A 12740-nucleotide genomic window follows, 5' to 3' on the forward strand; every position below is an offset into this window, starting at 1 on the left:
GGTGAGTCAAGAGGTCCGGCGGAAGTTCGGAGAGTGCGTCAAAACCCTTGACGCATCGCCCCGGCAGGGCTTAACTCACGCTCTAAATTAAGCCGTGATGCACTTCCCGGAAGGGCCATCAGGAGCCATGCGCAGCATCCGAGCCGCAGCCGTAGGCGCCGTCACCCTGTCCCTCGCCCTGGCCGCCTCGGCCTGTGGCGGCGGTTCGCCGACGGGCGGCGGGTCCGACGACTCGCCGAAGACCCTCACCTACTGGGCGTCCAATCAGGGCGCCAGTATCGAGGTCGACAAGAAGGTCCTCCAACCCGAACTGGACAAGTTCGAGAAGCAGACGGGCATCGAGGTGAAGCTGGAGGTCGTGCCCTGGTCGGACCTGCTGAACCGGATCCTGACCGCGACCACCTCCGGCCAGGGCCCCGACGTCCTCAACATCGGCAACACCTGGAGCGCCTCCCTCCAGGCCACCGGGGCGCTGCTGCCGTGGGACGCCGAGAACTTGGACAAGATCGGTGGCAGGGACAGGTTCGTCGACTCCGCGCTCGGCTCGACCGGCGCCGAGGGCCGGGACCCGGCCGCGGTGCCGCTGTACTCGATGGCGTACGCGCTCTACTACAACAAGAAGCTGTTCGCCGACGCGGGCATCGAGAAGCCGCCGGCCACCTGGGACGAGCTCATAGCCGACGGCAAGAAGCTGTCGAAGGGCGGCAAGTGGGGCCTGGGCACGGAGGGTTCGAACCCCTCGGAGAACATCCACCATGCCGTGGTCTTCGCCAAGCAGCACGGCGCCGACTTCTTCACCGCCGACGGCAAGCCCGACTTCACCTCGGACGGGGCGGTCGCGGGAGTCAAGCAGTTCGTCGACCTGATGGCCAAGGACAAGATCATCGCGCCGGGCAACGCCGAGTACGCGCAGAACCAGTCCGTGAGCGACTTCGCCAAGGGCAGGACGGCGATGCTGCTGTGGCAGTCCGCCTCCGCCAACCTCAAGTCCCAGGGCATGAGCGAGGACGCCTACGGCGTCGCCCCCGTGCCGGTGGGGTCCGGCAGCCCCGGCTCCGGCACGAGCGTCAACTCGATGGTCATGGGCATCAACCTGGCCGTCTTCAAGAACACCGACAACCTCGACGGCGCCACGAAGTTCGTGAAGTTCATGACGAGCGACGCGGAGCAGAAGATCCTCAACGAGGCCTACAGCTCGATCCCGCCCGTCAAGGGCGCCCAGTCCGACCAGGCCTTCAACACCCCGGCGAACGCGGTCCTCAAGGACACCCTCGCCAAGAGCGCCGTCGCCGCTCCCCAGGTCGCCGACGAGTCCCAGTTCGAGACGGCGGTCGGTACGGCCATCAAGGGGCTGTTCGCCGACGCCGCCGCCGGACGCCCGGTCACGGAGGACTCGGTGAAGGCGGCCCTGGAGAAGGCCCAGCAGCAGATGCCGACGAAGTGAGCACGATGACGACCACGGTCCCCACCGATGCCGCCGTGCGTCACAGTTCCCCCGGGACGGCGGACGGCCCCCGCCGCCGTCCCGGGCGGATCCGCCGCATCGGACTGCCGTATCTGCTCCTCCTGCCCGCCCTGCTCCTCGAACTCCTGGTCCACCTGGTGCCGATGGTCATCGGCATCGTGATGAGCTTCAAGGAACTCACGCAGTTCTACATCCGCGACTGGACCACCGCCCCGTGGAACGGTCTCGACAACTACCGGATGTCGGTGGACTTCAACGCCCCCGCAGGGGAGGCGCTGCTCCACTCCTTCCTGGTCACCGTCGGCTTCACGCTGCTCTCGGTCGGCCTGTGCTGGCTGATCGGCACGGCCGCAGCGGTCTGCCTGCAGGACACCTTCCGCGGCCGGGGCCTGCTGCGCGCCCTGTTCCTGGTGCCGTACGCGCTGCCCGTCTACACGGCCGTCATCACCTGGGTCTTCATGTTCCAGCACGACAACGGCCTGGTGAACCACGTCCTGCACGACCAGCTCGGCCTCACCGACAAGCCCTCCTTCTGGCTCATCGGTGACAACAGCTTCATCGCGCTGCTGACGGTGTCGGTGTGGAAGGGCTGGCCGTTCGCCTTCCTCATCGTCATGGCCGGGCTGCAGAACATCCCCAAGGAGCTGTACGAGGCCGCGGCACTCGACGGCGCCGGCATGTGGCAGCAGCTCCGCCGCATCACGCTGCCGTCACTGCGCCCCGTCAACCAGGTCCTCGTCCTGGTCCTCTTCCTCTGGACGTTCAACGACTTCAACACGCCGTACGTCCTGTTCGGCAAGACCGCCCCCGAGGCCGCCGACCTCATCTCGGTGCACATCTACCAAGCCAGCTTCGTCACCTGGAACTTCGGCACCGGCTCCGCGATGTCCGTGCTCCTGCTGCTGTTCCTGCTGCTCGTGACGGGCGTCTACCTCGTGCTCACCTCGCGCGGACGGAGGACCGCCGATGTCTAGGTCTCCGGGCTCCGTGATGTCCAGGTCGCCGATGGCGCCGCCGCGTTCCTTCCTCTGGTCCCGGCGGATCTTCCTCACGCTGCTCACCGGATTCGTCCTGGTCCCGGTGTACGTCATGGTCTCCAGCTCGCTGAAGCCGCTGGCGGACGTGTCCGGCCAGTTCCGCTGGCTGCCCAGCGGCCTGACGATCCGCCCGTACATCGACATCTGGTCGACGGTGCCGCTCGCCACGTACTTCATGAACTCGCTCATCGTGGCGGGCGCGGCGACGGTCTGCTCGGTGGTGATCGCGGTGTTCGCGGCGTATGCGGTCAGCCGTTACTCCTTCCGCGGCAAGCGCGTCTTCACGGTGACCGTCCTGTCCACGCAGATGTTCCCCGGCATCCTCTTCCTCCTCCCGCTGTTCCTGATCTACGTCAACATCGGCAACGCCACCGGCGTCGCCCTGTTCGGCTCGCGCGGCGGCCTGATCCTGACGTACCTCACCTTCTCCCTCCCGTTCTCGATCTGGATGCTGATCGGGTACTTCGACTCGGTGCCGCGCGACCTCGACGAGGCGGCACTGGTGGACGGCTGCGGCCCGCTCGGCGCGCTGTTCCGGGTCGTCGTGCCGGCCGCGGTCCCCGGCATCGTCGCGGTCGCCGTCTACGCCTTCATGACCGCGTGGGGCGAGGTGCTGTTCGCGTCGGTGATGACGAACGACACCACGCGCACCCTCGCCGTCGGCCTCCAGGGCTACTCCACGCTCAACGACGTGTACTGGAACCAGATCATGGCCGCGTCGCTGGTCGTGAGCGTCCCCGTCGTCGCCGGCTTCCTCCTCCTCCAGCGCTACCTGGTCGCGGGCCTGACGGCCGGCGCCGTCAAGTGACCTGTGCCAACTCGCCTCACCCCGAAGGGATCTCTGTGTCCGACCGCATCGACCTCGCCGCACTCCCGCACGACTTCCTGTGGGGCACGGCCACATCGGCGTACCAGATCGAGGGAGCCGTGGCGGAGGACGGCCGTTCCCCGTCGATCTGGGACACGTTCTCGCACACCCCCGGAAAGACCGACAACGGTGACCACGGTGACATCGCCTGCGACCACTACCACCGCTGGCGCGAGGACATCGGCCTGATGCGCCAACTGGGCACGAACGCCTACCGCTTGTCGATCGCGTGGCCGAGGGTCGTACCGGACGGGGACGGCCCGGTGAACCCCAAGGGCCTCGCCTTCTACGACGAGTTGATCGACGGCCTGCTGGCGGCGGGCATCACCCCTTCCGTCACCCTCTACCACTGGGACCTGCCACAGACGCTCCAGGACCGCGGCGGCTGGCCGGAGCGGGCGACCGCCGAGCACTTCGCGGCGTACGCCTCGGCCGTCGCCGAACGCCTCGGTGACCGCGTCAAGCACTGGGCGACCCTCAACGAGCCGCTGTGCTCGGCGTGGATCGGCCACCTCGAAGGCACGATGGCCCCCGGTCTCACCGACCTCACGGCGGCGGTGCGGGCCTCGTACCACCTGCTCCTCGGCCACGGTCTCGCCGCGCAGGCCATCCGTGCGGCCGCCGCGAACGCCCAGGTCGGCATCGTCAACAACCTCTCCACGGTCCATCCCGCGAGCGACCGCCCCGAGGACCTCGCCGCCGCGCGCCGCATGGACGGCCACACCAACCGCTGGTGGCTGGACCCGGTGCACGGCCGAGGGTTCCCCTCGGACATGCGCGAGCTGTACGGCGTGGAACTCCCCGAGCGAGCGGGCGACTCGGAGACGATCGCCGCCCCCCTCGACTGGCTCGGCCTGAACTACTACTTCCCGGCGACCGTCGCCGACGACCCCACGGGCCCCGCCCCGCACGCCCGCGCCGTCCGCCGCCCCGACGTCCCCCGCACCGCCATGGACTGGGAGGTCGACGCGAGCGGTATCGAGGCACTGCTGCTCCGGCTGACCGACGAATACGGCGCCCGCAAGCTGTACGTCACCGAGAACGGCTCCGCCTACGAGGACGTCGTACGCCCGGACGGCACGGTCGACGACCCGGAGCGCCAGGCCTACCTGGTCCAGCACCTCGCCGCCTGCGCGTCGGCGGCCCGTAAGGGGGCTCCGCTGGCCGGGTACTTCGCCTGGTCGCTGCTCGACAACTTCGAGTGGGCGTACGGCTATGCCAAGCGGTTCGGACTGGTCCACGTCGACTACGGCACGCAGGCACGCACCATCAAGGGGACGGGCCGACACTACGCGGAGATCATCCGCAGCCACCGGGACGGGGCACGACGGGCTGCCTGACCCACTTCGCCGACGCGGTCTCCAGGTGCGGCACGGGCTGAACCGTCCTCCCCCACCCGGAGACCGCCGACGGGTGTCACAGGCGCTGCAGCCACTCGCCGTACCAGGCACCAAAGCCAGGGCTCACCGGCACGAAGCCGCCCCAGTCCGGGTCGATCCGCCAGACCTCACCCGCTCGCGGGCCCGTCAGGATCAGTCGGAGACAGATGCCGCAGCCTTCGTCGGCCAGCACGAGCGTGCCCTGGGTCGGTTCATCGCTCGGTGCGCCGATGCGGCCGGGCAGGGGTTCGGCGAGAGGGAAGGGTGCGGCGAGTCGGCCGGGCAGCCGGTCCTGTGCCCACTCCTCGTCCACGGCCCAGTCCCCGTCGGCTTCCGGCCGAGGTGTGGTCAACGGCATCAACCCGTAGCCGGGGCCGGCGGGACCGTTGCTCACCTTCGCGACGAAGGACCGGTACTCCTCCGGCAGATCGATGCCGTGCTCTTCCTCGAACGCCCTGATCTCCGCCTCCGGCAGCGCAGGCGTCAGCTCATACCGGTGCGTGTCCGCCCCGAAGCGCGCCCGCTCCGGATCCCGTGCCGCCATCTCCCGTACCCGAGCGCGGACCTCGCCCTCGTCCCAGCTCTCCCTGCGTCGCAGCCGGCTGCTCAACGCACGGCCTGGGAGCGCCGCCGTCCCACCACGGCAACGGCGGTCCCGACCCCCGCGATCACCAGCCCGATCCCACCGAAGATCAGCGGCAACAGCCACAGCGAGGCGAACCCGTTGATCCGCGCGTCATCGGGGGAGTCGGCGCGGTACAGCACCTCTACCTGGTCGCCCTCGTCGTACGAGGGAGGATTGGAACCCGTCGAGCTCCGGAACGTCCTCGCCGTGCCGTCCGCCGACGTGAACCGGACCACCGGGTACGCCGCAGGCTCGTCGTTCCCCCTCTTTTTGCGGGACGCGCCGCTGCTGTCGTTCCGCCACTCCAGCGCCACCACGGTGCCCGGGGCACGCTTCGCGTCCGTCAGGAACGAGACCGACTGTCCCGCCAGGACCAACCCGATGACCAAGAACACGGCCCCGAACGCGATCGCCCCGAACGTGATCCACCGGCGGGCACCCCGCCCCCGTACCTGAACCTGCACGACGTCCCTCTCACTCGTCCGGAGTGAGAGGGAGGCTATCTCAGTGCCCGGTCGCCCTCGGTCAGCAGTCCCTGAACTCCGGCGACTGGTTCAGCACCTGCGACCGCACCGAAGTGAACCGCGCATAGGCCTCCCCACTGCGCGCCTCGGGCCGGAACGCCGCCACCCGGTGGCAGTTCTGGAAGGCGAGGGTGATGCCGAAGTGCCGCTCCAGGCTGGTGCGGATCGCGTCGCTGGCGAGGGCGCGCAGGAGCTGGCCGCGTTCCTTCTCGGACGGGGGAGGGGTCTGGTTGTCGGTGAACTCGGCGGGGCCGCCCCGGAGTTCGGCGGCGAGGGAGGCGATCAGGTCGTAGGCGTACGGCAGGGAGGTGCGGACCGTGTCCACGAAGTCCTCCTCGCGGATGTCACCGTGTTCGGCTTCGGCGAGGAGCTTCGGGGAGACGTCGAGAGACATGTGCGTATGTTCCTGTTCGGGGGTGATGAGGTGTAGGGGGAAGGCAGGGGGAGTCGTGTCGTCAGGTCAGTGCCGCCGGCCCCGGGACGAACTCCGGGTCCACCTGTGCGGCCAGGTCCTGGCCCGTCCTGTCGTCGCCCCACGCGCGGGCGTTGCGCAGATGGAACTCGACGGCGTGGCCGTGCATCGTGGGCCAGTCCTTGGGGCGGGCGTCCACCGCCTCGCGCAGGACGTCGAGGGCGTGGACGTTGTGGGACTCCAACTCGCCCTGCTCCCGGCCCTGTTCGGCCGCGCGGACCCAGGGGGAGTGGACCAGGTGGGTGAGGAGGTCGTCGCCCACCTCCTCCTTGAGGAAGAGCAGGTCGTCCTCGCCCGTGACCTTGTTGCCGACGACGGCGATGCGGATCCCGAACTCGCGGGCGTGGTCCCGGTACTGGCGGTACACGGAGATCCCCTTCCGCGTGGGCTCCGCCACCAGGAAGGTCATGTCGAAGCGGGTGAACAGGCCCGACGCGAAGGCGTCCGCGCCCGCCGTCATGTCGACCACCACGTACTCGCCGGGCCCGTCGACCAGGTGGCCGAGGTAGAGCTCGACCCCGCCGAGCTTGGAGTGGTAGCAGGCCACCCCGAGGTCGCTCTCGTCGAACTCACCCGTCACCATCAGCGGCACGTCCCCCACACGCCGGACATGCCGCGCGTGCAGTTCGTCGTCGCCGAGCAGGGTCAGGAGGCGGGAGCCCCTGCCGGGCGGAGTGGTCTTGATCATGGCGTCGGCGGAGGGGATACGCGGGTTGGTGCCGCGCAGGTACTCCTTGATGTCCCGCAGGTGCGCGCCGAGCGGTGGCGCGTCCAGGGCGTCCCCGTCGTGGCCCAGCGCCTCGGCGAGGTGCTGGTTGATGTCGCCGTCGATGGCCAGCACGGGCGCGCCGGAACGAGCCAGGTGGCGGGAGAACAGCGCCGACAAGGTGGTCTTGCCGCTGCCGCCCTTGCCGACGAACGCGATACGCATCAGCAGCCGCCCGCCTTCGCGGACACGATACCCTTGTTGAAAATGGATGTCATGTGGCTAGGTTGTCCGCGACTCGCGATCACTGTCAAATCGCTTGCGCCGTAAGGGGGTTGTGAGAGGTGAGCGGGCTGCCGTGATCACCTCCGGCCCTTAATGCATATGATGTGCAAGTGCACGACTACAGCATCAGGGCGGCGAGCCCGGACGACCTGGACGGTGCGCGAGCCCTGATGCTCGACACCGTCCACCGCGACTTCGGCACCGGCTATGTGCCCCGCTGGCACGCGGACATCATCGACCCGGCCGCCGCCTACCTCGCGTCACCCCGCCATACCCTCCTCGTCGCAGTGGACCCGCGCGACAACGGTGTCGTGGCCACGGCCGCCCTCGACTCCCGCGGCCCGGCCCACCCGCCGAACCCGCGCCACCTCGCCGAGCGCTACCCCTCCGGCGAGACCGCGCAGCTGCGCCGGGTCTACGTCCGCCCCGAGCACCGCAGGCGCGGGCTCGCCCGGCGGCTCGTCGAGGAGCTGCTCGCCTTCGCGGCCGCGGACGGCGGCTACCGCGCCGTCTATCTGCACACCGACCCGCAGGTGCCCGGCGCCGAGGGCTTCTGGCGCTCGCTGGGCAAGATCGTGCACGACGAACGCGACGACACCGACGCCGCCTTCGGCGTCGTCCACTTCGAGATACCGATGGACCGATAGACCGTGCGCCGACTCCGCCCGCTCCTCGCCCTCGTGCTGGCCCCCGTCCTCGCCGGCTGCTTCGCCCCCGGCGGCGGCACCGACGCCGCGGACGGCGACCGGGAGGGCTCCCGCCTGCGCGTCGCCCTCGCCTTCCCGCCCGCCGAGAACCTCTCGCCGTACGGCGCCGACTCCACCATCCTCAGCCGCCTCGGCGTCACCGAGGGCCTGACCGCGCTCGACGCCAACGGCGCCCCCACCCCCGCCCTCGCCGCCTCCTGGCGCCAGGAGAACGACCGCACCTGGCTGTTCACCCTGCGCGAGGCCACCTTCCAGGACGGCTCGAAGGTCACGCCGGCCGCGGTCGCCGCCGCCCTCACCCACGCCACCCAGGCCAAGCCCGTCCCCGCCGCCCTCGCCGGCGTCACCCTCACCGCGAAACCCGAGGGCGGCACCGGCGTACGCATCACCACCGCAGACCCGGACCCCGTCCTGCCGCTGCGCCTGTCCAGCCCCTCCCTCGCCGTCCTCGCCACCAAGGCGTACGACACGAAGGACAAGGTCGACCCGGTCGGCACCGCCACCGGACCCTTCGAACTCACCAAGGTCATGGGCACCACCGCGGCCACCCTCGACCGCTACGACGACTACTGGGGCGGCCGCGCCCAGGCCGGCGGCATCGACGTCAAGTTCGTCGCCGACGGCACCGCCCGTGCGAGCGCCCTGCGCACGCACCAGGTCGACCTCGCCGAGGCGATCCCCGTCGCCCAGGCCGCCACCCTCGACAAGGCCACCCGCGAGGCGACCGCCACGACCCGCACCACGAGCCTGCTCCTCAACACCGAGAAGGGCCCCTTCGAGGACGCCGCGCTCCGGGCCGCCGCCCGGCAGGCCGTCGACACCTCCGCGTTCGCCAAGGGCGTCTACGAGGGGTACGCCGACGCCGGCACCGGCATCTACGGACCCGCCGTCACCTGGGCCGCGGGCAAGCGGACCGAGCCGGTCGGACGCGCGAAGCCGGGCAAGCCCGACGGGACCCGGATCACGCTCGCCACGTACGACAACCGGCCCGAACTCCCGGAAGCCGCCCAAGTGCTGAAACAGCAGCTGGAGAAGGCCGGATTCGAGGTCACTTTGGAGGTACGCGAGTACTCGCGGCTGGAGAGCGACGCGCTGGACGGCAGGTTCGACGCGTTCGTCCTCGCCCGCAACACCCTCGTCGACACCGGCGACCCCGTCTCCGTCCTGGCGAGCGACTACACCTGCGACGGCGGATACAACATGGCCCAGCTCTGCGACAAGGACGTCGACCGGGCCGTCGCCAAGGCCGAGGACGCCGCCGACACCGTCGGGCGGCAGGACGCGGCCATGGCGGCCGAGGCCCGCATCCTCGGCACCGACGCCGTCGTACCGCTGGTCCACCAGCGCATCATCACCGGCGTCGCGACCTCCGTCCGGGGCGCGCTCCTCGACCCGTACGAGCGCACCCTCGTCGGCACCGGCACCCGGCGCTGACCCATGCGGCAGCGCACGGCCACCTTCCTGTGGCGGGCCGGGATCGCGGCCGCCCTCGTCACCGCCCTGGGCCTGCTTCCCTGGCTCTCGCACACCGACCCGGCCGTCACCGTCCTCAAGGCCCGCTCGGCGGACCGCGACCCCACCCCCGAGGTGCTGGCGGACATCCGCCACCAACTCGACCTGGGTCACGGCCCGTTCCACCTGCTCGGTGACTGGCTGGGCGGCCTGTGGCGCGGGGACGCCGGCCGGTCGTGGATCTCCGGCAGCGAGGTCACGCCCGCCTTGCTCCAAGCCCTGGGAGTGTCCCTGCTGCTGATGGCGGTGGTCCTCGCGGTCGCCGCCGTCACCGCCGCGCTGATCTGCGCCCGCACGCTATGGCTCGGCGCACACCGGCGGCTGGGCGGGCGACGGGCGTGCGGCAGCGTCTCCGCCGCCCTCGCCGCACTGCCCGAGTTCCTCACCGCGTCCGTGCTCGCCACCGTCGTAGGCGTCCAACTCGGCTGGCTCCCGGCCCTCGGCTGGTTCGGCCCCCAGTGGACGATCCTGCCCGCACTCTCCCTCGGCCTGCCCGCCGGCGCCGTCCTCGGCCGGCTCCTCGACGATCTGCTGCCCGGCGCCTTCGCCGAGCCCTGGGCCTTGGCCGCCACCGCACGCGGACTGCCCGGCCGCACGGTCGCCCGCCATGCCCTGCGCCGCTGCCTGCCCAGCCTGCTGCCCAACACCGGCCTGTTCGTCGTGGGACTGACCGGCGGATCGGTCACGGTCGAGCAGATCTTCGACATCCCCGGCCTGGGCCGCACCACCCTCCAGGCCGCCCTCGCCCAGGACCTGCCCGTCCTCCAGGCCGGCACCCTCGCCCTCGTCCTGCTCGCCGCGACCGCCGCCGGAGTCGCCCACCTCCTCACCCGCCTGCTGATCGGCCCGGCCCTGCGCGACGGCGCACTGCCATCCCTGCACCGCCCGCCGCCGCTCGCCCACAGGACCCTTCCCCTCCTATACGGCGCACTGCTGACCGCCGTCATCACCCTCGGCCTGCCCCGCGACCCCCTCGCCCTCGACACCACCGAGCGCCTCGTGGCCCCGTCCCTCGCGCACCCGTTCGGCACCGACGCCCTCGGCAGGGACGTCCTCGCCCGCGTCGCCCACGGCGCCCTCGACACCCTCCTGCTCGCCTGCGCGATCACCGCCGTCACCCTGCTCACCGGAGTGGCGCTCGGCCTGCTGCCCCGCCTCTCCGGCCCGCTCGTCGACACCGTCACCGCGCTGCCGCCGGTCCTCGTCGCCCTGCTCGTCACCGCGGTCGTCGGCAGCGGGTCCGCCACGCCCGCGCTCGCCGTGGCCGCGGTCGCCTGGGCGCCACTCGCGGCCCACACCTCGTCCTTGCTGCGCCAGGAACGCGCCGCCCTCCACCTCACCGCCACCCGAGCCCTGGGCGCCGGCCCGTGGCACCTGCTCCGCCACGCCCTGCTGCCCGCAGTGGTGCCACCCGTCACCCGCCACGCCCTGCTCCGCCTGCCCGGCACCGCCCTCGCGCTCGCCTCCCTGGCCTTCCTCGGCCTGGGCGCCCAGCCACCCGCCCCGGAATGGGGCCTGCTCCTCGCCGAGAACCAGCCGTACGCCGAGCGCGCCCCCTGGGCGGTCCTCGCCCCCGCCGCCGTACTCGCCCTGCTGGGGGCGCTGGCGGTGACGGCGGCCGGTGGAGTGCGGAGCGGGCCGCGCCGGCGCCGTAGCGCCGAGCCCCTCCCGCCCGAACCGCCCCCGCACACCAGGGAGTTGGTGGCCACCACCCCATGACCACGCCGACCCTCGGCCTCCTCCGCAAGGCGCCGGGCCGCCCCCGCCTGTCCCCCCTCCTCCGCCTCCTCATCCTCACCCAACTCGCCTTCAACATCGGCTTCTACGCCGTGCTGCCCTTCCTCGCCGAGCACCTGGGACAGGCCATCGGCATGGCGGGCTGGCTGGTCGGATTCGTACTCGGCCTGCGGACCTTCAGCCAGCAGGGACTGTTCGTGGTGGGCGGAGCGCTGGCCGACCGGTACGGGATCCGGCCGGTCGTCCTACTGGGCTGCGCGCTGCGCATCGCCGGATTCGCATGGCTCGGGTACGCCCAGCAGACCTGGGCGGTCATCACCGCCGTCCTGCTGATCGGGTTCGCCGCCGCGCTGTTCTCGCCCGCCGTGGAGTCCGAGGTCGCCCGGCAGGCCGTGGTGTGGGAGGAGTCGGGCGGCGGCTCTCGCACCCGGATCCTTGCGCTGCTCACCGTGGCCGGACAGGCGGGCGCGTTCGTGGGCCCGCTGCTAGGCGCCCTGCTGCTCTCGGTGGACTTCCGCACGGTCTGCCTGGCCGGCGCCGGAATCTTCGTCCTTGTCCTCGCCGGACACGCGTGGCTGCTGCCGCAGCACATTCCCGGCCGCGGAGGCGTGCGGTTCCGCGGCGGCTTGGGGAAGCTGCTGCGCAACCGCCGTTTCCTCGCCCTGTGCTGCGCGTACGGCGCCTACCTGCTCGCCTACAACCAGCTCTACCTGGCCCTCCCCGACGAGGTGGAGCGCGCCACGGGCTCCCAGTCGGCACTGGCCTGGCTGTTCGCCCTGTCCTCGCTGCTGGTGGTCACCGCGCAGCTCCCGGTCACCCGCTGGGTGGGGGAGCGGTTCACCCTGCGCCGGTCCATGGTGGCCGGACTCCTGCTGATCGCGACCGGCTTCGCCATCGTGGCCGCGGCCCGCCCCGCCGACCGCACCGGTACGGCAGGCCTGTTGCCGGCGGCCGGTTTCGTCGTCCTGCTCACCCTCGGCCAGATGCTCGTGGCACCGGTCGCCCGAGCCTGGGTCCCCGACCTCGCCGAGGAGGGCCGACTAGGCCTCTACACCGGGGCGTTGTCCTCGGTGTCCGGCCTGATCGTCCTCATCGGCAGCTCAGCGACGGGCACCCTGCTCGACAGTGGCCTGCCGGCCGCTGTGCCGTGGCTTGTCCTGGCGGCCGTACCGATCGCAGCGATCGGACTGCTGCCGCGCCGGTAGGGGGCGACCGCCTGCTTGCGGCTTGCCCGGTGTGGGGCCTGGTCGCGCAGTTCCCCGCGCCCCTTAGGGCGGTGCAGTGCCGTCGGCAGCGTGTGGACGTACCCGCAGTCGCGTACGGCGGGAAGGGGACGTGCCGGGGGGTGTCCGCCCGCAGTGGCCGGCGTCAACACGCAGCACTTCCTGGCTCAAGTCCGGCAGCCGGTCCGAGGACGGACACC

Annotated in this window: 12 protein-coding genes; 8 read left to right on the forward strand and 4 right to left on the reverse strand. The window is 71.3% G+C overall.

Features of this window, described 5'->3' with window-relative positions:
- The first annotated feature begins 127 nt into the window (after window positions 1-127).
- The 4 genes from ACQEV2_RS35455 to ACQEV2_RS35470 are packed head-to-tail and all read left to right on the forward strand — an operon-like array spanning window position 128 to window position 4710.
- Entirely contained in the window at window positions 128-1444 is a 1317-nt protein-coding gene (locus tag ACQEV2_RS35455) for an ABC transporter substrate-binding protein (protein WP_433051037.1), read from the forward strand.
- 5 nt (window positions 1445-1449) lie between these two features.
- Window positions 1450-2439, forward strand: coding sequence for a carbohydrate ABC transporter permease (locus tag ACQEV2_RS35460; RefSeq protein WP_433051040.1), 990 nt, complete (start codon window positions 1450-1452; stop codon window positions 2437-2439).
- A gap of 31 nt (window positions 2440-2470) precedes the next feature.
- A complete protein-coding gene (locus tag ACQEV2_RS35465; RefSeq protein ID WP_433055023.1) occupies window positions 2471-3310 on the forward strand; it encodes a carbohydrate ABC transporter permease in 840 nt (279 codons plus the stop codon).
- 35 nt (window positions 3311-3345) lie between these two features.
- A complete protein-coding gene (locus ACQEV2_RS35470) occupies window positions 3346-4710 on the forward strand; it encodes a GH1 family beta-glucosidase (protein ID WP_433051043.1) in 1365 nt (454 codons plus the stop codon).
- 76 nt (window positions 4711-4786) lie between these two features.
- Here ACQEV2_RS35470 and ACQEV2_RS35475 read toward each other — a convergent pair whose 3' ends face one another.
- The 4 genes from ACQEV2_RS35475 to ACQEV2_RS35490 form a co-directional block, all read right to left on the reverse strand.
- Window positions 4787-5359: an SMI1/KNR4 family protein gene (locus ACQEV2_RS35475; protein ID WP_433051046.1), complete on the reverse strand. Its 573-nt coding sequence runs from the start codon at window positions 5357-5359 to the stop codon at window positions 4787-4789.
- On the reverse strand, window positions 5356-5838 hold the full coding sequence (locus ACQEV2_RS35480) for a DUF3592 domain-containing protein (RefSeq protein WP_433051049.1): 483 nt from the start codon (window positions 5836-5838) through the stop codon (window positions 5356-5358). Before ACQEV2_RS35480 ends, ACQEV2_RS35475 begins: the two co-directional genes overlap by 4 nt.
- A gap of 61 nt (window positions 5839-5899) precedes the next feature.
- Window positions 5900-6292: an SCO5389 family protein gene (locus ACQEV2_RS35485; RefSeq protein WP_433051052.1), complete on the reverse strand. Its 393-nt coding sequence runs from the start codon at window positions 6290-6292 to the stop codon at window positions 5900-5902.
- Between the two features lie 61 nt (window positions 6293-6353).
- On the reverse strand, window positions 6354-7301 hold the full coding sequence (locus ACQEV2_RS35490) for an ATP-binding protein (RefSeq protein WP_433051055.1): 948 nt from the start codon (window positions 7299-7301) through the stop codon (window positions 6354-6356).
- A gap of 170 nt (window positions 7302-7471) precedes the next feature.
- On the opposite strand from ACQEV2_RS35490, the gene ACQEV2_RS35495 reads away from it, so the two are divergent.
- From ACQEV2_RS35495 to ACQEV2_RS35510, 4 genes are read left to right on the forward strand one after another with little or no spacing between them, the layout of a single operon-like run.
- Window positions 7472-8008, forward strand: a complete 537-nt coding sequence (locus ACQEV2_RS35495; protein WP_433051058.1) for a GNAT family N-acetyltransferase — start codon at window positions 7472-7474, stop codon at window positions 8006-8008.
- A 3-nt stretch (window positions 8009-8011) separates the two neighbouring features.
- Entirely contained in the window at window positions 8012-9502 is a 1491-nt protein-coding gene (locus ACQEV2_RS35500; protein ID WP_433051061.1) for an ABC transporter substrate-binding protein, read from the forward strand.
- 3 nt (window positions 9503-9505) lie between these two features.
- Complete coding sequence (locus ACQEV2_RS35505; protein ID WP_433051064.1) at window positions 9506-11299, forward strand: ABC transporter permease subunit; 1794 nt, start codon at window positions 9506-9508, stop codon at window positions 11297-11299.
- Window positions 11296-12522, forward strand: coding sequence for an MDR family MFS transporter (locus tag ACQEV2_RS35510; protein WP_433051067.1), 1227 nt, complete (start codon window positions 11296-11298; stop codon window positions 12520-12522). The genes ACQEV2_RS35505 and ACQEV2_RS35510 overlap by 4 nt, the downstream gene beginning before the upstream one ends.
- Window positions 12523-12740 lie beyond the last annotated feature (218 nt).

It is taken from the genome of Streptomyces sp. CA-251387 (assembly GCF_050936625.1).
Classification (GTDB): Bacteria; Actinomycetota; Actinomycetes; order Streptomycetales; family Streptomycetaceae; genus Streptomyces.

Bases quoted from the DNA above. Each gene is read 5' to 3' on its own strand.
- ACQEV2_RS35455 (WP_433051037.1), top strand. From the start codon at position 128: ATGCGCAGCATCCGAGCCGCAGCCGTAGGCGCCGTCACCCTGTCCCTC.
- ACQEV2_RS35460 (WP_433051040.1), top strand. From the start codon at position 1,450: ATGACGACCACGGTCCCCACCGATGCCGCCGTGCGTCACAGTTCCCCC.
- ACQEV2_RS35465 (WP_433055023.1), top strand. From the start codon at position 2,471: ATGGCGCCGCCGCGTTCCTTCCTCTGGTCCCGGCGGATCTTCCTCACG.
- ACQEV2_RS35485 (WP_433051052.1), bottom strand. From the start codon at position 6,292: ATGTCTCTCGACGTCTCCCCGAAGCTCCTCGCCGAAGCCGAACACGGT.
- ACQEV2_RS35490 (WP_433051055.1), bottom strand. From the start codon at position 7,301: ATGCGTATCGCGTTCGTCGGCAAGGGCGGCAGCGGCAAGACCACCTTG.
- ACQEV2_RS35505 (WP_433051064.1), top strand. From the start codon at position 9,506: ATGCGGCAGCGCACGGCCACCTTCCTGTGGCGGGCCGGGATCGCGGCC.
- ACQEV2_RS35510 (WP_433051067.1), top strand. From the start codon at position 11,296: ATGACCACGCCGACCCTCGGCCTCCTCCGCAAGGCGCCGGGCCGCCCC.